This is a genomic window from Streptomyces lancefieldiae (assembly GCF_031845825.1).
Taxonomy (GTDB): Bacteria; Actinomycetota; Actinomycetes; order Streptomycetales; family Streptomycetaceae; genus Streptomyces; species Streptomyces lancefieldiae.
Map to the genome: position 1 here is coordinate 1 of NZ_JAVRFH010000039.1, position 22800 is coordinate 22800.

A 22800-nucleotide genomic window follows, 5' to 3' on the forward strand; every position below is an offset into this window, starting at 1 on the left:
CCCTCGCCCTCACCGGCACAGGGAACGCCGCCTCGGCGCGGCCACGGCACCCACCCGCTCCATGCGGCGCCACCGAGCCACGAAGCGCACCCGGGCCGGGCCGAGGGCGGGCCGGAGCTTGCTTCCGCCCTGCCCGGGACGGCGGCGTGCGCATGCGTCCCTTCCCCGCCTCGCGTTTACTGAAGCGCATACGCGAACGCCGAGGGGTGGGGCGGACGAAGGAGGGCCCGTGACGACGCAGCCCGCGCCGGCAAACGCGGGGACGGACCGGGCCGAGCAGTCCCTGCGGCGCACCCTGCTCAGCCCCGGCTACCGGCGGCTGTTGCTGCTGTGCGTGCTGCTCGGTGTTCCCATCGCGCTGGCCTGCTTCTTCTTCGTCGGCCTCCAGCACGAGCTCGAGCACTGGGTGTGGACGTCGCTGCCCGAGGCGGTCGGACACGACACCCCGCCCTGGTGGTGGCCGCTGCCCGCCCTGGTACTGGCCGGGCTGGTCCTGGCACCGATCGTCACCCGGCTGCCGGGCGCCGGGGGCCATCTGCCGGTGAACGGGCTGGGCGGCGCGCCCGTCGGCCCCGGAGCGCTGCCCGGCGCCGTACTGGCCGCGCTGGCCACGCTGCCGCTCGGCGTGGTGCTGGGCCCGGAAGCTCCCCTGATGGCCGTCGGCAGCGGACTCGCCCTGCTGGCGGTGCGGCAGGCGGGCGCGGGCGCGGACCCGCGGGCGAGCGCGATCCTCGCCACGGCCGGTTCCACCGCCGCGATCTCCACCATCCTCGGCGGCCCGGTGGTGGCGGCGGTGCTGCTCATCGAGGGGGCCGGGATCGGCGGGGCGCGGCTGGTCGCGCTGCTGCTGCCCTGCCTGCTGGCCAGCGCGGCGGGCGCCCTGGTCTTCACCGGCTTCGGACAGTGGACCGGCCTGAAGATCGGCGCGCTCGGCCTGCACGACGTGCCGCCGCACGCCAACCCGGACGCGGGCGACTTCCTGTGGGGCATCCCCACGGCGGCACTGATCGCGGTGCTGGTCACACTCGCCCGCGGGCTGGGCCGCCGCACCGTTTCCTGGACGCGGCACCACACGGCCGTCCGCACCGTCGCCTGCGCCACGGCGGTCGGCGTCTGCCTCGCCGCGTACGCGCTGATCACCGGTCGCTCGCCGGCCGAGGCGGCGCTGTCCGGCCAGGCCACCCTCGCCGAGCTCGCGGCGCACCCGCATGCCTGGTCCGTGGGCGCGCTGGTCGCGCTGGTCGCGTGCAAGGGACTGGCCTGGGGCATCGCGCTGGGCAGTCTGCGCGGCGGCCCGATCTTCCCGGCCGTACTGCTGGGCACGGCGACGGCCATGGCCTGCTCCGGTCTGCCCGGCTTCGGCGCGACCCCGGCCCTCGCCCTCGGCATCTCCGCCGCGGCGGCCGCGGTGACGGGGCTGCCGCTGGCCAGCGCGGTGCTGGCGGTCCTGCTGATGCGCGCGGACGCGTACGACCAGATGCCGCTGATCGTCACCGCGTCGGTCGTCGCCTTCGTCGTCACCCAGCTGGTCCGCCGGACAGAACCGGAACCGGAACCGGATCCGCCACCCCGACCGGAACCGCCACCGGATGCGGCCGGAGGACCGGCGGCGGGGACCGCACGGTGACCGGGCGCCGGGCCGCCACCGGTCGGACCGGCACCACCGGCCCCCGTACCGCCTGGCAGGCGGCCCGGCCCTGGCTCGGGCGGGCCGGCGTCGCGGTGGCCGTGGGCGTGGCCTACTTCCTGCTCCCCCTCGACCATCTGGGCCCCGGACGCCCCGTACTGAGCTGGCTGCTGCTCACCCTGGTCCTGATCGCCGTGGCCGCGCTGCTGCTCCGGCAGGTCCGCGACGCCCTGGTCGAACGTCCGGGCGCCCGGCCCGGCCTGGTCATCGCGCTGCTGATCGTCCTGACCGTGCACGTCTTCGCAGCCGCCTACTACGCGCTCGCCAAGCAGCCGGGCGAGTTCGCGGGCCTGCACACCCGCGTCGACGCCCTGTACTTCACGGTGGTCACGCTCGCCACCGTCGGCTACGGCGACATCACCCCGCGGGGGCAGGCGGCACGGACCCTGGCCGTCCTGCAGATCCTGTACACCTTCGTGTTCCTCACCGCCGCCGCGACCACGCTGACCCGGCGGGTGCGCGACATGGTGGTCCGGCGCACGGAGCAGGACGACCGCCGCGAGGGACGGGACTGACCGGTGTTTCCGCAGCCCGATGCCCGCTTGTCACCGCCCCCGTGGGAGCACTACTGTCGCCACGCCTTGGTGAACGGGAAATCCGGTGTGATGCCGGTGCGGCCCTCGCCACTGTGAATCGGGAAGTCCGGCTCCAGCCCTCAACGGGCAGCCACTGGGTCCCACTACCCGGGAAGGCGGAGCACGGGCGGTGGTACCCGTCAGCCAGGAGACCGGCCAAGGCGCGTCGTCCATCCACGAGGTGCTGGAGAGGGTCTGCCGAGTCATGCACATAGCCGAGGGCTTTCTGCCACCGGCGCACGCGATCGCCTGGGGTGTCGCGTCCGCGCCGTTCGTCGTCCACGGAGTACGGTCACTCACCCGTGAGGTCAGGGAGCACCCGGAGAGCACCTTGCTCCTCGGCGCCTCCGGAGCCTTCACGTTCGTGCTGTCGGCCCTGAAACTGCCGTCCGTCACCGGGAGTTGTTCGCACCCGACCGGTACCGGGCTGGGCGCCATCCTGTTCCGGCCGCCGGTCATGGCGGTGCTGGGCACCATCACGCTGCTCTTCCAGGCGCTGCTGCTCGCGCACGGCGGACTGACCACGCTCGGCGCCAACGTCTTCTCGATGGCGGTCGTCGGCCCCTGGGCCGGATACGCGGTCTACCGGCTGCTGCGCCGGTTCGACGCGCCGCTGATGGTCACGGTGTTCTGCGGGGCGTTCGCCGCCGACCTGTCGACCTACTGCGTCACCAGCGTGCAGCTCGCGCTCGCCTTCCCCGACCCGAGCGGCGGCTTCCTGGGCGCCCTCGGCAAGTTCGGCTCCGTCTTCGCCGTCACACAGATCCCGCTCGCGGTGAGCGAGGGCCTGCTCACGGTGGTCGTGATGCGGCTGCTGGTGCAGTCCAGCAAGGGCGAACTGGCCCGACTGGGCGTCCTGTTGACGAAGCCCGGCAAGCAGGGGGCGGTGGCCCGGTGAGCCGCAACGCGAAGATCAACACCCTGCTGCTGCTCGCCGTGGCGGCGCTCGCGGTGCTGCCGCTGGTGCTGGGCCTCGGCGACCACAAGGAGGAGCCGTTCGCCGGCGCCGACGCCGAGGCGGAGACGGTGATCACCGAGATCGAGCCGGACTACGAGCCGTGGTTCTCGCCGCTGTACGAGCCGCCGTCCGGGGAGATCGAGTCGGCGCTGTTCGCCGTGCAGGCCGCGCTCGGCGCGGGCGTGCTGGCCTACTACTTCGGACTGCGCCGGGGACGGCGGCAGGGCGAGGAACGGGCCGCGGCGGCGCTGCGGGACGCCTCCGAAGGGGACTGAGTGCTGCCGATCGACGCGGCGGCGCACAGCAGTCGGTGGCGCCGCCGCCATCCCGTGGACAAGGCCGTGCTCGGGCTGGGCCTGACCGCGCTGGCGGTCTCACTGCCGGCCTGGCCGGGCGGGGCGCTGGTGCTGGTGACGGCGCTCGCCGTGCTGCTCGGCCCGGCGGGCGTGCCCCGGCGCCGGCTGTGGCGGGCGTACCGGATGCCGCTGGGCTTCTGTGTGACCGGGGCGCTGCCGCTGCTGGTGCGGGTCGGGGGCCCGGACGGCATCGTGGGCGTGGCGGACGGCGGTGCGGTGCGCGCCGGTGAGCTGCTGCTGCGCTCCTCGGCGGCCTCCCTCGGGGTGCTGCTGTTCGCGTTCACCACGCCGATGTCCGACCTCCTGCCCCGCCTGGTGCGGGCCGGGGTGCCGGCCCCGGTGGTCGACGTGGCGCTGGTGACGTACCGGATGAGCTTCCTGCTGCTGGACTCCGTGCGCAGGATCCGCGAGGCGCAGGCCGCACGGCTGGGGCACACCACCCGGGCCGCCGCCTGGCGTTCGCTCGGCGGACTGGGCGCCATGGCGTTCGTACGGGCCTTCGACCGGGCGGCGCGGCTCCAGTCGGGGCTCGCCGGCCGCGGGTACGACGGCACCCTGCGCGTGCTGGTGCCCGAGGCCCGCGTCTCCGTGCCCTTCACGGCGGTGAGCGTCGCGCTGCTGGCGGCGCTGGCCGCCCTCACCCTCGTACTGGAAGGCCCCCTGTCGTGAGCGAGTCGACCGAGCCGGCGCTGGTCGCCCTGCGGGGCGTGTCCTTCGCGTACGAGGAGGGCCCGGCCGTCCTCGTCGGGCTGGACTTCGCGGTGCGCGAGGGGAGGGCGCTCGCGCTGCTGGGCCGCAACGGCAGCGGCAAGACCACGCTGATGCGGCTGCTCAGCGGCGGACTCAGGCCGGGCTCCGGGACGCTGACGGTCGAGGGGACGCCGGTGGCGTACGACCGCAAGGGGCTGACCCGGTTGCGGACCACGGTGCAGCTGGTGGTGCAGGACCCGGACGACCAGTTGTTCGCCGCGTCCGTCGGCCAGGACGTGTCCTTCGGGCCGCTGAACCTCGGCCTGCCCGACGCGGAGGTCCGGTCCCGGGTCGCGGAGGCGCTCGCCGCGCTGGACATCACCGCGCTGGCCGACCGGCCCACGCACCTGCTGTCGTACGGGCAGCGCAAGCGGACCGCGATCGCCGGTGCCGTCGCGATGCGGCCCCGGGTGCTGATCCTCGACGAGCCGACCGCCGGGCTCGACCCGGACGGCCAGGAAAGGCTGCTCGCCACCCTGGACCGGCTCCCCGCGGGGGGCACCACCGTGGTGATGGCCACCCACGACGTCGACCTCGCCCTGCGCTGGTCCGACGACGCGGCCCTGCTCACCCCGGCCGGGGTGCACACCGGCCCCACGGCCCCGACGCTGGCCCGCACGGACCTCCTGCGGCAGGCGGGGCTGCGCCTGCCGTGGGGGGTGGCGGCAGCCGGACTGCTGCGCGCCCGGGGCCTGTTGACGGACTCGGCGACGGGCCCGCGTACGCCGGAGGAGCTGGCCGCGCTGACCGACTGACGGCCCGGCGGCCGGGGCAACTCGGCGTGCCGAGTCGCTGTACTCCGCGTCCCGGACGTCGGCCGACTCCTCCTCGGGCCGCTGCCGGGCGGGACGGGGGCGATCGGGGTCCGGAGGCGACGGGGCCGGTCACGGGGGACCTCTGGCCCGCGCCAGAATGACGGCACGCAGTCCCGCAGTCCCACCGGAGACGAGGATCCCGCGATGCACTCGACCTCGGCAGCCGTGGCCGGCGCCGTCACCTTCCTCTGGCTCGGCATGGTGCTGGCGATCTCCTTCCTGGAAGCACCGTTGAAGTTCCGGGCTCCCGGGGTGACGATCCCCATCGGGCTCGGCATCGGCCGGATGGTCTTCCGCGCGCTGAACCTCGCCGAGGCCGTCCTCGCCGTCGCCGTGGTCGCGGCGGTCGCCACGGGCGGTCCCTCCGCGGCCGTCGTCACGCTCACCGCGATCGCCGTGGCCGTACTGGCCGGGCAGCTCGGTGTCGTCCGCCCCCGGCTGAACCGGCGTTCCGACGCCGTGCTCGCGGGCGAGGACCCGGCGCTGCACCGCTCCCGCGCCCACCTGTACTACGTCGCGCTGGAGGTCGTGAAGGTCCTCGCCCTGCTCGCGCTGGGCTGCGTGGTCCTGGCCGGCTGAGGGAGCGGTCGGCCGGGACTGCGGCGCCGCGACGACGCGTACCCGACTTGTTGCACTATTGGTCTAGACAAGCGTGCCGCGGTGGTCAAGAGTTTGAATACAGCGAGTACAGCGCCTGCCACCCGGGGCACGTCGCCCCCCGCTGTCTCACGCACACCACCCCCACGAACACGGCGGCACCGGAACGCACCCTCGCCGTGGCACCCGGAGCACCACGCGCCAACGCCGTGCGGGCGGACCCGCCCGCAGTCGGAGACCAGCCCCACCTCGCCCCCACCGTGGTGCAGCCCCTCCCCGGAGGTCGCTGCGCGAGAGAGGAGCCCCACCGATGGAAGCGCTGGAAAAGAGCAGGGAGCACGTGATCGGACTCTTCCGAGTCGTCGTCGGGCTGCTGTTCGCCTGCCACGGAGCCGCCACCCTGTTCGGTGTCCTGGGCGGTCCGCAGGGAGCCAAGCCCGACGTCGCCGCCTGGCCCGGCTGGTGGGCGGCCGTCGTTCAACTCCTCGGCGGCGCGCTGGTGCTGTGCGGGCTGGCGACCCGGGCCGCGGCCCTGCTGTGCTCCGGGTCCATGGCGTACGCCTACTTCGTCGAGCACCAGCCGGAGGCGCTGTTCCCCCTCCAGAACGGCGGTGAGGCGGCGGCCATGTTCTGCTGGTCCTTCCTTCTCATCGCCGCCCTCGGACCGGGCCGGTGGACGCTGCCCTCACTGGCCCGCCTCCGACGCCGGCCCGGCACCCGACCGATCACGAGGACGTCGTCGACATCCTCCCTGTGAAAATCCGCCCCTGTGAGGATCCGCCGGCGCGCCTCAGGCCGAAGGCCCGCGGCGGCCCCCGCCCCGGCCCCGGCGTCGCGGCCGGGGCGACCACCGCAGCCGCGGCGGCGCACTGACGGGGACGTCGGTGGCTCCGTCGTGCAGGGCGCGTTCGGCGTCGTCTACGTCGGCACCCGCGAAGACCAGGATGTCCCCGGCGACCATCCGTACGCTCTCCCCCACGGCGACCGGGAGCGCCGCGTCCTCGTCCGGGGCGCCCCGGACGATGTCGAGGGTCCACCTGGTCGCGCGCAGGCGTACGGCGTGGTTCGCGGGGGCGGCCGCCAGTGCGCCCAGGACCCCGGCCAGCCCCCGTACCGTGGGGGCGAATTCCTGTCGCTGCCCCGTGTCGAGGGCCGAGGCACCCCGGATGAGGGTGAGGCAGCTGTTGCCGAGCAGGTCCAGGTGTCCCGTGGTCGCGATCTCCTGGTCGACGGGTTCCCGCCGGCCCCGCCAGAGGAGGGTGCGCCGGGCGACGGCGATGGTGTCGCTCCGTGTTCCGCCGAGATCGTGCAGCAGGGTGTAGACGGAACGCAGTTCCTCCCCCGGCGGTGCGTCGCGCTCCTTCTCCGGCTCCTCCAGTGCCCGCGCCGTCAGGTCCAGTGCGCGGCCCAGCCCCTCCAGCGTGGCGGCCTCGGCGCGTCTGAGCAGGGCGAGCGGGTGCGGCGGGAAGAGGAGCTGGCTGAACACGAGCGCCACGCCGGCTCCGAGCAGGGCGTCCTGCACCCGGGTGATGCCTGCCCGCTGTCCGGCCGCGACGGAGATCACCGCGCCCACGGCGGCCTGGGCCATCGTGATGCGCTCCCCGTCGACGACGAGCGCGACGAGCAGTGCGCACAGGACGGCCACGCCGACGGACGCTGCGCCGTGGCCCAGGAAGCGGAAGGCCAGTTGCCCGACGACGACGCCCGCGATGACCCCGGACAGAACCCGTACGGCGTTGGTGCCCCGCCCTCCGACGGGCGTGTTGAGCGCGACGAGGGTGGCGATCGGGGCGAAGAGCGGGACGTGGTGGTCGAAGACGTTCCTGGCGGTCCACCAGGAGAGCGCGGCGGCCGTGGCCTGCTGGAGCACAGGCCACAGGTTGTTCCTGAGGCGCAGCCACGCTTCGCGCATCGTTCTCCACGCTCGTGATCAGTACACCCGGTCGTCGTCGAAGAGGCGGTGGCCCGGCTCGTGCCAGCTCCGCAGGCCGGGGAGCCGGTCGGCCGCCTGCGGGCCCCAGCTTCCCCGTGCGTACGGCAGGGGCGGATCGGCCGGGTCGAGCACCGGCTCCACGATGCGCCAGCACTCCAGGACGGCGGGGAAGAAGGCGAAGGACTCGGGATCGCCTGCGACGGCCCCGTACAGGATGTTCTCGTACGGGAGCTCCTGCCGTCCCAGGACCTGCGCGTAGTCGACGCCGACGGGGACGGTCATCGGCCCGGTGTTCCCCTCGGGCTTGCTCAGCACCAGGTCCGCCCTGATCCCGGTGTCGCCGTCGATGCGGAAGCGGATCAGGTTCGGCGGCGTCCGCGCGTTCTCGCCGCCGAAGAGTTCCAGGGGCGGTTCGCGCAGCTCGACCACGACCTCGGTGGCGGTGACGGCCAGCGCCTTCCCGCTGCGCAGGTGGAAGGGCACGCCCGCCCAGCGCCAGTTGTCGATGAACAGGCGGGTCGCGAAGTACGTCTCGGTGGTGGAGTCCGGCTCGACACCCTCGACGTCCCGGTAGCCGTCGTACTGGCCGCGCACGGTGGCGGCGGGGTCCATCGAGCGGGTGGCGTGCAGCACCCGCCACTTCTCCAGCCCCTGGGCGCGGGCGTTGCCGGCGCTCGGCGGGTCCATCGCCAGGAAGGCCAGGACCTGCAGCATGTGGTTCTGGACCACGTCGCGCAGGCAGCCCACCGCGTCGTAGAAGGAGCCCCGGTCGGCGACGTCGAAGTCCTCGGCGAGGGTGATCTGGACGTTGTCCACGTAGGCGCGGTGCCAGATCGGCGCCAGCAGCGTGTTGGCGAACCGGGAGACCATCAGGCTCTCGACCGCGCGGTTGCCCAGGAAGTGGTCGACGCGCAGCAGGTGGTCGTCGTCGAAGTGGGTGCTCAGCTCGTCCTGCAGTTTCCGCGCGGAGTCGAGGTCGTGTCCGAACGGCTTCTCCACCACCAGGCGGGCGTCGCGGTTCAGGCCCGCCGCGGCCAGCGCGGCGGCGACCACGGTGAACAGCGACGGCGGGATCGCCAGGTAGTGCGTCACGAACCCGAACCCCGCCACGGCGTCGCGCAGCCGGGCGAAGGTGGCGTCGTCGGCGAAGTCTCCGGTGATGATGGACAGGCCCGCCGCGAACCGGGCGAAGACCGCCTCGTCGAGGTCCGTGCCCGCGGCGACGACCGCCTCCCGCGCGTGCCCGCGCAGCGCGTCGTCGTCCCAGTCGCCGGCCGCCACCCCGATGACGGGCACGGTCAGCTTGCCGGACTCGGTGAGCCGGTACAGCGCGGGCAGCAGCATCTTCCTGGCGAGGTCGCCGGTGATGCCGAAGAGCACCAGGGCGTCGGCGCGTTCGAGGTCGGAAGGGCTGAGGAGGGTGTCGCTCATCGTGAGCGTCCTTTCTCGGGAGTCACCGCACGTGGGCGTCCGCGGCCGAGGCCGACGCGTCGGGCTCGTGTCCGAAGCGGGACCGCAGGGCCGCCTGGATCTGTTCGGGATCGCGGTTGCGGGTCTCGGGCAGGTAGCGGCCGACGAAGAAGAACGCGAGGACACAGATTCCGGCGAAGATCCAGAAAGTCTCACCCTGGCCGATGGCGGACGCCAGGGGCAGGAAGGCGAGGCTGACGAGGAAGTTGGACACCCAGTTGACCGCGGTGGCCACGCTCGACCCCTCGGCCCGCACGGACGGCGGGAAGATCTCGCCGAGCAGCGTCCAGAACACCGGCCCGAGGCCGCCCGCGTAGGCGGCGATGTAGACGACCATGAACAGGAGCGTCAGCACCGAGTTCATGCCGACCACGAACGCGAGGCCGAGCATGAAGATCGTGACGGCCATGAGGGCCAGCGAGACGAGAACCATGACGCGGCGGCCCGCCCGGTCGACCAGGCGGATCGCCACCAGCGTCATGACCAGGTTGATCACGCCGATGAACACGGAGTAGAAGATGGAGTTCGACGCGTTCAGGCCGGTCTGCTGGATGATGGTCGGCGCGTAGTAGATGATCGTGTTGATGCCGCCGAACTGCTGTACGGCGGCGAGCGTGAGTCCGACGACGAGTGCCGGACGCACGTCGGGGGCGAGGAGTCTCCTGGCCCCCTGGTCACTCGCCCCGGAAGTCCGTGACCGCTTCTCGCGTTCCTCGGCGATCCGGTGCCGGGCGCGCGCGATCAGTGCGTCCGCCGTGGCCTCGTCGGTGACCGAGGCGATCGCCCTGCGCGCCGTGTCGACCCGGTCGTGGGCGATGAGCCACTGCGGCGATTCGGGGAGGACCCACAGGGTGGCCGCGACCATGAGAGCGGCCGGAACCGCGCCGACGGCGAACATGGCCCGCCACATCCCGCTGCTCGAGAAGGCGAGATTGACCAGGTAGGCGATGAGGATGCCGAGCGTGATCATCAGCTGGTTCATCGTGAGCAGCCGACCGCGGATCTTCGTCGGGGAGATCTCGGACAGATAGACCGGCACCGTCGCCGACGCCGCGCCGACCGCGAGGCCGAGGACGACACGGCCCGCCATGAGCACCGGGTATCCGTTCGCCGCGCTCGCGATCGCCGTACCGATGACGAACACCACGCCGATCGCGCCCAGGGCCTTGCGCCGGCCGAATCTCTCGGACAGCCGGCCGGCCGAGGTGGCGCCGATCACCGCGCCGATGAGCAGCACGCTGACCACGCTGCCCTGCTCGAAGGAGTTCAGGTGGAAGTCGTGCTTGATGTAGAGCAGGGCGCCCGACACGACCCCGGTGTCGAAGCCGAAGAGGAAACCGCCCAGAGCGATCGCGGCGGCCCAGCGGGTGATCTTCCGCTGCCCCTGAGGGGAGACCTCGGTGAGTGGTCCGCGGGTGCCTGGTTCCTCGGAGAAGCCCTGAACCATGTCACTTCCTCGTGTCTCGCGTCTCGCCCATGTCTCGACAGGTCCGTCCGATCAACGTCACCACCCTTCGGGACGCGTGCACACAAGAGCGGAGCAATCGGGTGGTTCACGCGGTGAGCGGGCAGCGCCGCCTCCGGGGCTCCCTCGGCGGGGTAGTGGCCGCAGCCGGGGAGTACAACGCTTTCCGCGTCGTCCGCAGCAGGCTCGCGCCGCGGCCGGCCGGTGTGAGTGCGGGGGCTCCGGCGGCCCCTCCGTCGGACGGCGGGCCCGCATTCGGCCGGCAGATGCCGAGTGCCCGCTCGGTGTGTGTCCCGGACCGAAGCCTTCCGGGCCCGGTTCGAGCTTCTGACGAGCACGCCGACGGCCCGGCTATCGCGTCGGGAGGGCTTCGGACACGCACTCCGCCCACACCGTCTTGCCCGGTCCTCCGGACCGCAGGTGCCAGCCCCAGCGGGTGGCGAGCCCCGCGACGAGGAGCAGCCCTCGGCCGCCGGTGTCCTCGGCGCCGGGGACGGGCACCGTCTCCGGGCCGGGCGGCGTCCGTTCGGTACGGGTGTCGGTGACCTCGATCCGGACCGTACGGGCGGGTGCGCTCAGGCGCTGGAGCAGGTGGAAGTCCCGGCCGGTGACATGTCCGTGCCGTACGGCGTTGGCGGTCAGCTCCCCGACGACCAGCACGATCTCCTCGTGCGGGCCGGTGCCGTACGGGATGCCCCAGGCGTCCAGCCGGTGCGCGGCCAGTCTGCGGGCGAGGCGGGCGCCGCGCGGGGTGGAGGTGAAACGCATCTCGAAGGTGCGGATCACGTCATCGGTGGGGGCCGTGGGTCGGGAGGAGCCGATGGGGCTGGGGAGTTGACTCGTCATGCCGACAACGGTGTCCTCGGTCGCGTAGCGTGACCAGCGGTGACGCACCGACGCGGCCCGTTGTACGCGCGGTGGCTGCACGGGTACGAGGCGCAGGGCGTGTCGACGCTGCCGGGACGGGCGTTGGGGCAGGGAGGCGGTAGTGATGACCGAGGTGACGGACGCGGGGGCCGGGGCCGTGGTGGCAGGCGACGCGGGACAGGCGGCGGACACGTCCGGCCAGGGCGTGGTCACCGCGTTCGGACAGACGCTGAAGACGTTGCGGGTGCGGGCGGGCCTGGAGCGCGAGGAGTTCGGACGGCGGATCGGGTACTCGGCGTCCACGGTCGCGTCGTACGAGCAGGGGCGGCGGATTCCGTCGCCCAGGACCATCGAGCGGGCGGACGAGGTTCTCGACGCGGGTGGGCTGCTGACGGTGTGGAAGGAGCAGGTGGAGCGGGCTCAGTATCCGGTGTTCTTCCAGGGGATGGCGGCCTTGGAGAAGACGGCCATCGAGTTGCTCTCGTACGACACACTGGTGGTGAAGGGCCTGCTCCAGACCGAGGAATACATGAGGGCGGTGCTGGCCATGCGGCGGCCACCTCTGGACCAGGAGACGATCGAACAGCGGGTGGCGGCGCGACTCGCTCGTCAGGACATTCTCGACCGGCGGCCCGCACCCCTGCTGAGCTTCGTGATGGACGAGTCGGTATTGCGTCGCCGGCTTGGCGGTAAGGACGTACTTCGAGGGCAGTTGGAGCATCTGCTGCTCGTCGGCCAGAAGCGGAATGTCGAGATTCAGATCAGTCCGCTCGCTTGCGAGGAAAGCGCGGGCGTGGACGGGCCGTTCACGGTCGTCACGCGTGACGACGGCAAGAAGTTCGCATACACCGAGGCACAGGGAACCAGCACCCTGCAGACCGACCCGCAGCAGGCAGCGCTCGCCGCCGCCCGTTATGGGATCATCCGATCGCAGGCTCTCACTCCGCGAGAGTCCCTGGAATTCACCGAGAGGTTGCTGGGAGAGCTATGAACACCGCTGAGTCCTCGGCCGTCGCGTCCGGCCTCCCCTGGTTCAAGAGCAGCTACAGCGGAGCGGAGGGCGGCGACTGCGTCGAGGTCGCGGCCGACACGGGAGTGGTGCACATCCGGGACTCCAAGGCCGTGACCGGGCCCGTCATCCGTGTGTCGCGTCAGGCGTGGGCGGGGTTCGTCGGGGAAGCCTGACGGCCGTACCCGAAGCCGAAGCCACCCGGCCCCGCAGAGCGTCGCCAGGTCGACCAGGAGCAGGTCGTCGCGGCGGGCCGCGGACTCGATCAGGTCCGGGTGGAACCCGTGCAGGGAGAACAGGGCCAGGGCGGTGCCCGTGGTGTCGTGGCCCTGGTCGGCGAGCAGGGTGCGGGTACGTTCCAGGCGTTGCAGGTCGCCGGTGCCGCGGCGGGCGGCGGTGGCCTTGGCCTCACCGAGCAGGGCGATCCGGGCGCGGGGGGCCTGCGGGCGCTCGCCCAGGGCCAGGGCGATGACGTCGACCTCTCGTGCTTGGTGCGGGCCGCGGCGTCCGCCACCTCGGTGGTACCGACCGGGCCGGGCGGGCCCCCGGGAAGCAGGGTGCGGGCCTACCGGCGGGTGAAGGCGCGGGCCGGCTCCTCGAAGTGGGGGCCGAGGATCTTGGAGTTGAAGGTCGGCGCCGCGGCCTGCCACGCCTCTTCGGCGAAGCCCTGCTCGACGGTGGCCGCCTGCGGCAGGGTGATCAGCTGGTTGAAGCGGATGCCGGGATCGGCCAGGGTGATGACCGGGTGGCGGGGACGCAGGATGTCCTGCTCGCGCTGGATGTAGCCGGTGGACTCCGGGACATCGAGCGGGTGGGTGACCACGTTGCGCGGCCGGCGGCCGGCGGTGGATGGATCAAGTCTGAAAGCTTCAGCACAAATTCCACACATCCTCTCTTCATACCGGCCCCGATGGTCTAGATTGACCGTGCTTCAGCTGATCGAAGTCGAGGCGACCATTAATGATCTTTTAGGTCCGGCGCTACGGAAAGCCAGCAGTGCGTCCCCGGCACCGTAAGTGGGGATGATCAATTCCTGGAGCCCGAGGGGGGCCTTGGATGCGGGGAGCACCCGAGGTTTCGACGGGATTTCGCGCACCTCGACAGTCCGGCAGGAATGCGAGTCCGCTGCCGTCGGGGTGAGCCGTTCACGTAGCTCTGCAACAGCCGGGACGTCATGCGTGGGGGAGGCGGGGGCCTCCCGCGGGGAGGAACAGCGCGGCACGGGGGGGCGGGGGCCTCCCGGGGGGAGGAACAGTGTTGGGCGAACACGTCGAGCCACTGGGGACCTGGGGGGTTCTGTGCGGCAAGGGGGATTATTCAGCCCGTTTTCGCCGGCGCGCGGGCGTCTGGCGAACGGGGCGATCAGCCAGCCCGCGACCGACTGGGAACAGCAGTACCGCCGTACCGTGATCACCAGCGATACGGTGACCACCGCCTTCGTGGTGGCGTCGATCGGCAACTTCTTCGGAGCCCGGGACGCGGCCAACTGGCACGAGAAGTGGGGAATTCTCGCATTCGGCACCGAACTCCTGGTGCTGGGCGCGCTTGCGGTGAGCCGGTCCTGGGCTCCGGCCGTTCTCGGCCAGGGCGCCGAGGAATTCCGCCGGCTCGGACGCTCACTGTTCATGGCGACCGTCGTACTGGCACTCGGCGGAATCGCTCTCACCTCGCGCAACATCAAACTCTGGATCTTCGTCGCGATCCCCGCGATCGCGTTTCTCACCATGATCGCGCGGTATTTGCTGCGCCTGTGGCTGCACAAACAGCGGAAAGAAGGACGGTGTCTGCGACCGGTGCTCGCCGCCGGGAGCCCGGCCACCGTGCGCGACCTGATCGCCCGGACCCGTAAGTTCCCGCACCTCGGCTGGCGGGTGGAGGCGGTGTGCACGGCGGACGGTCTCGGGCTCGACGGTGACCGACTGGACGGGGTCCCGGTCGTCGGCCGACTGGCGGACGTCTCGGGCCACGTCCGCCGCGACGGCTACCGTGTCGTCGCGGTCACACCGGACCCGCACTGGTCACCGGACCGGCTGCAGCGGCTGGCCTGGAACCTCGAGGGCAGCGACGCCGAGATGGTCGTGGCCCCCGTGCTGATGGAGGTGGCCGGCCCGCGGCTGCACGTCGACGCGGTGCTGGGGATCCCGCTGCTGCGGGTCAGCATGCCGACCTTCACCGGGGGGCGCCGGGCGGTCAAAGGGGTCGTCGACCGGTTGGGCGCGGCGATCCTGCTGATGCTGTTCGCGCCGCTGATGGTGTTCGTCGGGCTGCTCGTGCTGGCGGACAGTCCGGGCGGCGCGTTCTACCGCCAGCGCAGGGTCGGCAAGGACGGCCGCGAGTTCACCATTCTCAAGTTCCGCACCATGGTCGCCGGGGCCGACCGGGCACGTGCCGGGCTGACCGACCGCAACGAGGGCGCCGGCCTGCTGTTCAAGCTCCGCCGGGATCCGCGGGTGACCCGGGTGGGGGCGGTGCTGCGCCGGTACTCGATCGACGAGCTCCCGCAGTTGTTCAACGTACTCACCGGATCGATGTCGCTTGTCGGTCCGCGGCCTCCGTTACCGGAGGAGACCGCTGCGTACGGCCCGGACATCCGGCGGCGGCTGCTGGTCAAGCCCGGACTCACCGGTCTGTGGCAGATCAGCGGACGCAGCGACCTGCCGTGGGAGGAGGCGGTCCGCCTCGACCTGCGGTACGTGGAGGACTGGTCGCTCGCCCTGGACACAGTGATCCTGTGGAAGACGCTGCGTGCGGTGCTCCACGGGCAGGGGGCCTACTGATGCGCGGGGGGCTGCGACTCGGCGGTCCCACCGACGCGCGAACCGCAGGCCGCAAGGGCCTGCCTGGGGGGAGGGACGGGTCATGAGAGTCAGCGTTTTCGGGCTCGGCTACGTCGGCTGCGTGTCGGCCGCGTGCCTGGCCGGCATGGGTCACGAGGTCATCGGGGTGGACGTCAACCAGGTGAAGGTCGACCTGGTCAACGACGGCAAGGCCCCGGTGGTCGAGGAGCGGATCGGCGAGCTCATCGCCGACGTCGTCCGGAGCGGAGCGTTACGCGCCACCGACGACGTCCGTGAGGCGATCGCGGGCAGCGAGGTGTCGCTGGTCTGCGTGGGCACGCCGTCGGAGCCCAACGGCAGCCTGTGCACCACGTACTTGGAGCGGGTCACCGAGCAGATCGGCGCCGCACTGGCCGAGGGGGCCGAGCAGGGGGACCGGCACACCGTCGTGTTCCGCAGCACCATGCTCCCGGGCACCTGCCTGAACCTGCTGGTACCGATCCTGGAGAAACACGTCGGCGGCACGGCCGGGGTGGACATCGGGGTAGCGGTCAACCCCGAGTTCCTGCGCGAGGGCACGAGCGTGCGGGACTTCTTCGACCCGCCCAAGACCGTCATCGGCGAGCTCGATCCGGCCAGCGGCGACGCGGTGACGGCGCTGTACGACGGCTTGCCCGGCGAGGTGTTCCGGGTGCCGATCCCGACGGCCGAGGCGATCAAGTACGCGGACAACGCCTTCCACGGCCTCAAGATCGGCTTCGCGAACGAACTGGGCGCGGTGTGCCAGGCGCTCGGGGTGGACTCGCACCAGGTGATGGACGTGTTCCTGGCCGACCGCAAGCTGAACATCAGCCCCGCCTACCTGCGGCCCGGCTTCGCCTTCGGTGGCTCCTGCCTGCCCAAGGACCTGCGCAGCCTGGTCCACGCGGCGCAGCGGGCCGACGTCTCCGTGCCCATCCTCGCCCATGTGCTGCCCTCCAACTCCGACCATCTGCAGCGCGCGGTGGAGCTGGTCGAGCGCACCGGCAAGCGCCGGGTGGGCCTGTTCGGGCTGTCCTTCAAACCCGGCACCGACGACCTCCGCGAGAGTCCGCTCGTCGAGCTGGCGGAGCGGCTCTTCGGCAAGGGGTACGACCTGCGGATCCACGACGCCAACGTGAGCCTGTCCCGGCTGCTCGGCGCGAACCGCGAGTACATCGAGACCCGGCTGCCGCACCTCGCGCAGCTGCTCGCGGATTCCGTCGACGCGGTGCTCGAGCACGCCGAGGTGTGCCTGGTCGGGACCAGGGACCCGGCCGTGCTGTCGGCGCTGCCCCATGGCGACGGCCCGGTGATCGTCGATCTCGTCCGCCTTCCCGACGCCGAGGCGCGCCGGGCCGAACCGGGGTACGTGGGCCTTGCTTGGTGACACATCGTTCGAGGAGACGGCCGGCGGCGACCGGCCGGGCCGGCGTGCGCTGATCCTGGTGGAGAACCTGTCGGTGCCGTTCGACCGGCGGGTGTGGCAGGAGTGCACGACGCTGCGCGACGCGGGCTGGGAGGTGCACGTCATCTGTCCCCGGGGGAGCAAGCGGGACACGGAGCCGGAGGCGGTGATCGACGGGGTGCGGATCCACCGCTACCCGTTGCGCGCGGCCACCGGAGGCCCGGCCGGCTATCTGCGGGAGTACGGAACGGCGTTGTGGCACACGGTCCGGCTGGCCCGGAAGGTCGGCCCGGTCGACGTGGTCCACGCCTGCAACCCGCCCGACCTGCTGTTCCTGCCGGCCCTGTGGATGAAGCGGCACGGCGCGCGGTTCGTCTTCGACCAGCACGACCTGGTACCCGAGCTGTACCTCTCCCGGTTCGACCGCGGTGAAGACCTGCTCTACCGCGGCGTGTGCGCGCTGGAACGGCTGACCTACCGGGCCGCGGACGTCGTGCTCGCCACGAACGAGAGCTACCGGGACGTCGCGGTGCGCCGTGGCGGTCGACGGCCGGCGGACGTCTTCGTGGTGCGCAGCGCACCCGACATCGACCGGTTCCACCCCGTACCGCCCGAGCCGGAGCTGAAGCGCGGCAAGCCTCATCTGCTGTGCTACCTCGGCGTCATGGGCCCGCAGGACGGCGTCGACTACGCCCTGCGGGCCCTCGCGAAGCTGCGCGACGAGCTCGGACGGACCGACTGGCACGCGGTGTTCGTCGGCGCCGGCGACTCCTTCGACGCGATGGTGGAGCTGTCCCGGCGGCTCGGGCTCACGGACCAGGTCCAGTTCACCGGGCGCGTTCCGGACGCCGACCTGGTGCGCTACCTGTCCACCGCGGACGTGTGCCTCTCCCCCGACCCGCGCAATCCGCTCAACGACGTGTCGACCATGAACAAGGTCCTGGAGTACATGGTGATGGGCCGGCCGATCGTCTCGTTCGACCTGAAGGAGGCGCGGGTCTCCGCCGGTGACGCCGCCGTCTACGCGCCCGCCGACGACGAGGCGGCGTTCGCCGGGCTCGTCGCGCTGCTGATGGACGATCCGGAGGAACGGACCCGGATGGGCAAGATCGGCCAGGAGCGGATCAGCGGACCGCTCTCCTGGCGGAACTCGCAGGCGTCGCTGCTCGCCGCCTACGCCGCTGCCTGCCGTGACCGCGCTCCGGCGCCGACGGGCCGCCCGGCCCGGGCGAGGAAGAGGCCGCGCCGTTGAGCGACGACACGATACGCCTGGTCACGATCGGGCGGATTATCCGTCGGCGCCGACGGCTCCTCACCCTCCTCGCCCTGGTGGGTGCGCTCGTCGGCTACGGCACCTCCGTGCTCTTCCCGCCGCGTTACACGACGTCGGCCTCGGTACTGCTGCCGGGGGCGTGGGAGGAGCGCGAGTTGGTGACGCAGGCGGAGATCGCGACCAGTTCGGTGGTGATCGACCGCGCGGCCGCCACGCTCGACTGGAGCGGGGTCGGCGGCGGCGAGCTGCGGGACCGGGTGAGCGCCAAGACCGCGGACGGGAACATCATCAGGATCTCGGGCACGGCCGACACCCCGGAGCGGGCGCAGCAACTCTCCGACCAGCTCGCCCAGCAGTTCGTCACCTTCGCCGCGCGGCTCGCGGGCGACGACACCGACTCCGAGGCGGCGACGCAGCCCGAGGCGCTGCGGCAGATGGTGGTGCAGACCAGCCGCCGCATCACCGAGCTGGCCGACGCGGCCGACCCGGGGCAGACCGTGGAGAGCGTGCAGACCCGCACCGAGCTCGCGAAGCTGCGCACCGCGCTGCAGGAGGCCATCACCAAGCTGGACGAGGTCGACCCGGCCGCCAACAAGGCCCACATGGTCGTCATGGGGCCGGCGGCCCGGCCGGACGGCGAGGCACCGCCGACGAGGGTGCAGCTCGTCGTCGCCGGGGCGCTGCTGTTCTTCCTGCTCGCGGTCGTCGGTCATCTCGCCGCCGCACGGATGAGCCGCCGGCTGCGGACCGAACCGGAGATCGCGGCGGCGCTGGGCTCGGTGCTGCTGGGCACCGTCGACGTACCTGCCGAACGGCCCGCGCACCGGCCGCAGGACCATGGCCGGCGGGCCCGGATCCGCCGGCTGCTCGGAGTCGACACCCGGTGGGACGTACCGACCCCGCGGGCGTCCGGCGACGAGGCCGACCGGCGGATCCGCCACCGGCGGGTGTGCGCCCGCCTCCGGGACCGGCTGCCGGCCCCCCGGCGGCTGCTGGTCGTCGTCCCGGACGGCGACGAGATCGCCCGCCGGGCCGCCGGGCAGCTCGCCGCCGAGGCCGAGAGCGATCCGCTGCTGCGGGTGGTGGAGGTCTCGGTGGCCCGGCCGATGGTGCCGGACCACGACACCGAGTCGGGTGCCCTGGTGGTGCTCAGCGCGGGCAACTGGACCGCGGATGAGCTCAACGGCGTCGCGGAGGCGTGTGCGGACGCCGGGCACGAGGTCGTCGGCATCGTCGTCGCCGGCACGGTCCGGGCCCGTCCGGCACGGTCCGCCGCCCCTCCACCCGATGAGGCCACTCCGGCACTCGCGGTTCGCGACCACGCCACCGGAGGTTCGGTGTGACGACGAGCAGGACTTCGGAGTCGTCCGCCGCCGCTCCCCTGGTGGATCTGCAGGCGCTGGTCGTGGCGGTGCGCAGGCGCCGCCGCCTCTGGTGCTCCCTGGCGCTGCTGGGGCTGCTCGTCGGCGCGGCGGTGGCGGTCCTGATGCCGCCGCCGCCGACCGCGGTCACCAAGGTGCTGGTCGCGCACAAGGAGGACCAGCCGAACGACACCGGAACGCTGATCCGCACCGACGTCGCGCTGCTGCAGACCACGCGGATCGCCGACAGGGCGCTGCAGGCCCTCAAGTCCCCGGAGAACCCGGAAGACTTCATGCGGGACTACCGGGGCACCGGCTTGACCAACAACCTGCTGCAGATCGAGGTCTCGGGTGACAGCGACGCGGAAGCGGTGGCCCGGGCCGAGGCGCTGGCCGACGCGTTCGTCGCGGACCACGTGAGGCGGATGCGGGAGACCGCGGCGGCCGACGCCAAGGCCCTGCTCGACCAGCGTGACCGCATGCGGAAGGAACTCGCCCAGGTCAACGAGGCGATCGGGGACGGACCGCCTCAGGCCGACCCGAAGGCATCGGCGGACCTCGAGTCGCTCTTCGCCCGCCGGGCCGAACTCACCTCGCGGATCGCCGACTTCGACCAGCGGGCCGCGGAGGCCCGCATCGGCACACCGCACCTCATCGCCGGCACCCAGATCGTGGACGCACCGCGCGCGGTGCGGCACTCCCTGCCGAGGACCGCTGCCACCGACTCCGCGATCGGGCTCGTCCTCGGGCTCGTCCTCGGACTCGCGCTGGCCGCGGTCGGAGCGGTGGTGGCGGACCGCCCCGTGCTGCGCCGGGAGATCGCGGCCAACCTCGGCGCCTCGGTCATCGCGGAGCTGCCCCGCCGGTCGGCCGGGCTGTGGCGGCGCCGACGGATCCGGGCGGCACGCGACCGGCTCACCGCGTCACTGGCCCGCACCGTGCGCGGCTCCACGGAACCGGTGTCGCTGCTGGAGCTGGGCTGTGCGCGCAGCGCGAGCGTGATCGCCCTGGACCTCGCCGGGGCGCTGGAGGCGGAGGGGCCGGTGGTCGTCGTCGATGGTCTGCCCGGCCCGCAGCTCGCGGATCGCCGCCCGAAGTCGGGAGACCCGACCGTGGTCAGCGGCGAACGTGCCGTGGCCGTGTCGCCCCAGGAGCGCCGGCTCGGCGTCGGCTCGGTGGCGCCCGGTACGGCGTGGACCGACCTGCGGTACCTCGGCACCCGGACCGTGCTCGTCGTGCGTGCCGGGCACGGCAGCGCCGCATGGCTGCACACCGTGGCGCGGCAGCTCGCGGACCAGCGCGTCGCGGTGGTCGGCGTGGTGCTGATCGACCCCGATCCGCGTGACCGCACCGACGGCACGCTGTGGGACGGGCCGCACACCGCGCGGCGCGGCCCGGGCGAGCGGCCGGCCCGGCACAACGGTGGGGAAACCTCCCACGCCGTCCGGGCAGTGGAGGAGGACCCGCCCCACACGGAGCGGCTGCCGATGTGGGCGGCACGGGTCCCGGACAGCGACCACGACCAGGAGGCGCGGTAGGACATGTGTGGCATCGCAGGCACTTACCGATGGCCGGACGGGAAGGTCGTGACCGACCGGCTCACCGACACCCTCGCCCACCGCGGTCCGGACGGGTCGGGCCGCTACGGCCACCCCGTCGGTGACGGCGAAGTACACCTCGGGCACCGTCGGCTGGCCATCATCGACCTGTCCGAGACCGGCGCCCAGCCGATGGTCTCGGACGGCCTCGTCCTGACGTACAACGGCGAGCTGTACAACGCGCCCGAGCTGCGTGCCGAGCTGTCGGCCGCCGGGGCGCGCTTCCGCGGTACCTCCGACACCGAGGTGCTGCTGGAGGCCTGGCGGCGCTGGGGCACGGACTGCCTGCCCCGGCTGCGCGGCATGTTCGCGTTCGGGATCTTCGACGAGCGGACCGGGGACCTGGTGCTCGCCCGCGACCAGCTCGGCGTCAAGCCGCTGTTCCTGCTCCGGCGCGGCGAGGGCCTGGTGTTCGCCTCCGAGCTCAAGGCGCTCGCCGCCGCGACCGGCGGGTCACTGGAGGTGGACCACGCGGCGCTGGTGGCCTCGTTGCTGTACTACTGGGTGCCGGACTCGCGGTGCGCGTTCCGCGAGGCGGAGAAGCTGCCGCCGGGGAGCTGGCTCAGGTGCCGGCCGGACGGCCGGGTGGAGCGCGGCCGGTTCTGGAACCTGAAGGACGTCGCCGCCGAGGGCCGGGAACGGGCCCTGAGCGGCGAGCTGCCGGAGCTGGCCGCCGTCGTCGAGGAGTCGACGCGGCGCCACCTGCTCTCCGACGTACCCGTGGCGACCTTCCTCTCCGGCGGCCTCGACTCCAGCTACCTGACCGCGCTGGCGGCCCGCCACCGGCCCGGGATCTCCGCCTACACGATCGGGTTCCGCGCCGAGGACGCCAGGTTCGAGGCGATGCCGGACGACCTGCGCTACGCCCGGCAGGTGGCCGAGCGGTTCGGTGTCGACCTGCACGAGATCGAGATCGCCCCGAACGTGCTCGACCTGCTGCCGCGCATGACGTACCACCTGGACGAGCCGATCGGCGACCCCGCCGCGATCAACACGTTCCTGATCTGCTCGGCCGCCCGGGAGGCCGGGGTCAAGGTGATGCTGTCGGGCATGGGCGCCGACGAGCTGTTCGCCGGGTACCGCAAGCACCTGGCCAACCTGATCGCGCTGCGCTACCAGCGCGTCCCGCGGCCCCTGCGGCGCGGGGTGTCCAGGGCCGTGGACCGGCTGCCGGTCGCCACGGCCCGCCGGGGGTACCGGTCGGTGCGCTTCGCCAAGCGGTTCCTCTCCTTCGCCGAACTGCCGGAGGAGACCGCGTTCCGGCGCAGCTACACCATGTACGACCAGGAGGAGCTGCTCGCCCTGATCGATCCGGACCTGGCCCCGGCGGTCGACGACGTGCTGACCGAGCACGCGGACGTCTACCAGGACAACGACCTCGACGACTTCGTCAACCGCATGTGCCTGGGCGACGCCCGGATGTTCCTGCCGGGCCTGAACCTCACGTACACGGACCGCTCCAGCATGGCCGCGTCGACCGAGGTGCGGGTGCCGTACGTGGACGTCGAGGTGGTCAGGGCGGCGTTCGCCGTACCCGGTGACCGCAAGATCGTCGGACGGCAGGGCAAGGCCGTCCTCAAGGAGGCGGCCGGCACGGTCCTGCCCCGGGAGATCGTGTACCGGCCCAAGGGCCTGTTCAGCGCCCCGCTGCGGGCCTGGATGAGCCGGGATCTGGCACCGCTGGTGCGTGAGGTGGTCAACGACGGCGAGCTCGTCCGTTCCGGGTTCCTGCGCCGTGACGCGCTGGCCCGGATGGTCGCCGAGGACGCCGCAGGGCAGCGGGACTTCTCCAAGCATCTGTGGCACGTGCTGACCCTCGAGTACTGGTATCGCGACGCGACCTCCGGGTCCGGCCGGAGCACTCGGTCAAAGGCTTAGGAAGA

20 protein-coding genes, 1 pseudogene and 1 riboswitch are annotated in these 22800 nt (G+C 72.5%); of the genes and pseudogenes, 16 read left to right on the plus strand and 5 right to left on the minus strand.

The window, feature by feature from the left end; all coding sequences use genetic code 11:
• The first annotated feature begins 229 nt into the window (after positions 1–229).
• From RM812_RS29510 to RM812_RS29545, 8 genes are all read left to right on the plus strand, one after another.
• Complete coding sequence (locus RM812_RS29510; RefSeq protein ID WP_311578956.1) at positions 230–1627, plus strand: chloride channel protein; 1398 nt, start codon at positions 230–232, stop codon at positions 1625–1627.
• Complete coding sequence (locus RM812_RS29515) at positions 1624–2202, plus strand: potassium channel family protein (RefSeq protein ID WP_394816534.1); 579 nt, start codon at positions 1624–1626, stop codon at positions 2200–2202. The genes RM812_RS29510 and RM812_RS29515 overlap by 4 nt, the downstream gene beginning before the upstream one ends.
• A gap of 50 nt (positions 2203–2252) precedes the next feature.
• Positions 2253–2437, plus strand: a riboswitch (cobalamin riboswitch).
• A 30-nt stretch (positions 2438–2467) separates the two neighbouring features.
• Positions 2468–3160, plus strand: coding sequence for an energy-coupling factor ABC transporter permease (locus RM812_RS29520; protein WP_311578958.1), 693 nt, complete (start codon positions 2468–2470; stop codon positions 3158–3160).
• Positions 3157–3495 (plus strand): energy-coupling factor ABC transporter substrate-binding protein, encoded by a 339-nt coding sequence (locus tag RM812_RS29525; protein ID WP_311578960.1) that lies wholly within the window; start codon positions 3157–3159, stop codon positions 3493–3495. Before RM812_RS29520 ends, RM812_RS29525 begins: the two co-directional genes overlap by 4 nt.
• Complete coding sequence (gene cbiQ, locus RM812_RS29530; RefSeq protein ID WP_311578962.1) at positions 3496–4245, plus strand: cobalt ECF transporter T component CbiQ; 750 nt, start codon at positions 3496–3498, stop codon at positions 4243–4245.
• A complete protein-coding gene (locus tag RM812_RS29535; protein WP_311578965.1) occupies positions 4242–5081 on the plus strand; it encodes an energy-coupling factor ABC transporter ATP-binding protein in 840 nt (279 codons plus the stop codon). Before cbiQ ends, RM812_RS29535 begins: the two co-directional genes overlap by 4 nt.
• 204 nt (positions 5082–5285) lie before the next feature.
• Entirely contained in the window at positions 5286–5720 is a 435-nt protein-coding gene (locus tag RM812_RS29540; RefSeq protein WP_311578967.1) for a hypothetical protein, read from the plus strand.
• Between the two features lie 328 nt (positions 5721–6048).
• Positions 6049–6495, plus strand: a complete 447-nt coding sequence (locus tag RM812_RS29545; protein WP_311578969.1) for a DoxX family protein — start codon at positions 6049–6051, stop codon at positions 6493–6495.
• A gap of 33 nt (positions 6496–6528) precedes the next feature.
• On the opposite strand, the gene RM812_RS29550 is transcribed toward RM812_RS29545, so the two are convergent.
• The 4 genes from RM812_RS29550 to RM812_RS29565 form a co-directional block, all read right to left on the minus strand.
• Positions 6529–7650 carry an FUSC family protein gene (locus RM812_RS29550; protein WP_311578971.1) on the minus strand — a complete coding sequence of 374 codons (1122 nt, stop codon included), beginning with the start codon at positions 7648–7650 and terminating at the stop codon, positions 6529–6531.
• An 18-nt stretch (positions 7651–7668) separates the two neighbouring features.
• Complete coding sequence (zwf, locus tag RM812_RS29555) at positions 7669–9102, minus strand: glucose-6-phosphate dehydrogenase (RefSeq protein WP_311578973.1); 1434 nt, start codon at positions 9100–9102, stop codon at positions 7669–7671.
• A gap of 22 nt (positions 9103–9124) precedes the next feature.
• Positions 9125–10588 (minus strand): sugar porter family MFS transporter, encoded by a 1464-nt coding sequence (locus tag RM812_RS29560; protein ID WP_311578974.1) that lies wholly within the window; start codon positions 10586–10588, stop codon positions 9125–9127.
• Positions 10589–10957: 369 nt separating this feature from the next.
• Positions 10958–11452, minus strand: a complete 495-nt coding sequence (locus tag RM812_RS29565) for an ATP-binding protein (protein ID WP_311578977.1) — start codon at positions 11450–11452, stop codon at positions 10958–10960.
• Between the two features lie 145 nt (positions 11453–11597).
• Between RM812_RS29565 and RM812_RS29570 the strand changes: the two genes are divergently transcribed.
• Positions 11598–12464: a helix-turn-helix domain-containing protein gene (locus tag RM812_RS29570; protein WP_311578979.1), complete on the plus strand. Its 867-nt coding sequence runs from the start codon at positions 11598–11600 to the stop codon at positions 12462–12464.
• A complete protein-coding gene (locus RM812_RS29575; RefSeq protein ID WP_311579153.1) occupies positions 12461–12658 on the plus strand; it encodes a DUF397 domain-containing protein in 198 nt (65 codons plus the stop codon). Before RM812_RS29570 ends, RM812_RS29575 begins: the two co-directional genes overlap by 4 nt.
• Positions 12659–12685: 27 nt before the next feature.
• Here the strand turns inward: RM812_RS29575 and RM812_RS29580 are convergent.
• A pseudogene (locus tag RM812_RS29580) lies at positions 12686–13317 on the minus strand (ATP-binding protein); the annotation flags it as partial.
• Positions 13318–13780: 463 nt separating this feature from the next.
• Between RM812_RS29580 and RM812_RS29585 the strand changes: the two are divergent.
• The 6 genes from RM812_RS29585 to asnB all read left to right on the plus strand — a co-directional run bounded on the left by RM812_RS29585 (position 13781) and on the right by asnB (position 22795).
• Positions 13781–15259, plus strand: coding sequence for a sugar transferase (locus tag RM812_RS29585; protein ID WP_311578981.1), 1479 nt, complete (start codon positions 13781–13783; stop codon positions 15257–15259).
• A gap of 82 nt (positions 15260–15341) precedes the next feature.
• Positions 15342–16667, plus strand: coding sequence for a nucleotide sugar dehydrogenase (locus RM812_RS29590; protein WP_311578982.1), 1326 nt, complete (start codon positions 15342–15344; stop codon positions 16665–16667).
• Positions 16657–17937, plus strand: a complete 1281-nt coding sequence (locus tag RM812_RS29595; protein ID WP_311578984.1) for a glycosyltransferase family 4 protein — start codon at positions 16657–16659, stop codon at positions 17935–17937. Before RM812_RS29590 ends, RM812_RS29595 begins: the two co-directional genes overlap by 11 nt.
• The gene (locus tag RM812_RS29600) at positions 17934–19301 is read left to right on the plus strand and encodes a Wzz/FepE/Etk N-terminal domain-containing protein (RefSeq protein WP_311578986.1); all 1368 of its coding nucleotides are present in this window, start codon (positions 17934–17936) and stop codon (positions 19299–19301) included. The genes RM812_RS29595 and RM812_RS29600 overlap by 4 nt, the downstream gene beginning before the upstream one ends.
• Positions 19298–20857, plus strand: a complete 1560-nt coding sequence (locus tag RM812_RS29605; protein WP_311578988.1) for a Wzz/FepE/Etk N-terminal domain-containing protein — start codon at positions 19298–19300, stop codon at positions 20855–20857. Before RM812_RS29600 ends, RM812_RS29605 begins: the two co-directional genes overlap by 4 nt.
• 3 nt (positions 20858–20860) lie before the next feature.
• Positions 20861–22795 carry an asparagine synthase (glutamine-hydrolyzing) gene (gene asnB, locus RM812_RS29610; protein ID WP_311578991.1) on the plus strand — a complete coding sequence of 645 codons (1935 nt, stop codon included), beginning with the start codon at positions 20861–20863 and terminating at the stop codon, positions 22793–22795.
• The last annotated feature ends 5 nt before the right edge of the window (positions 22796–22800 follow it).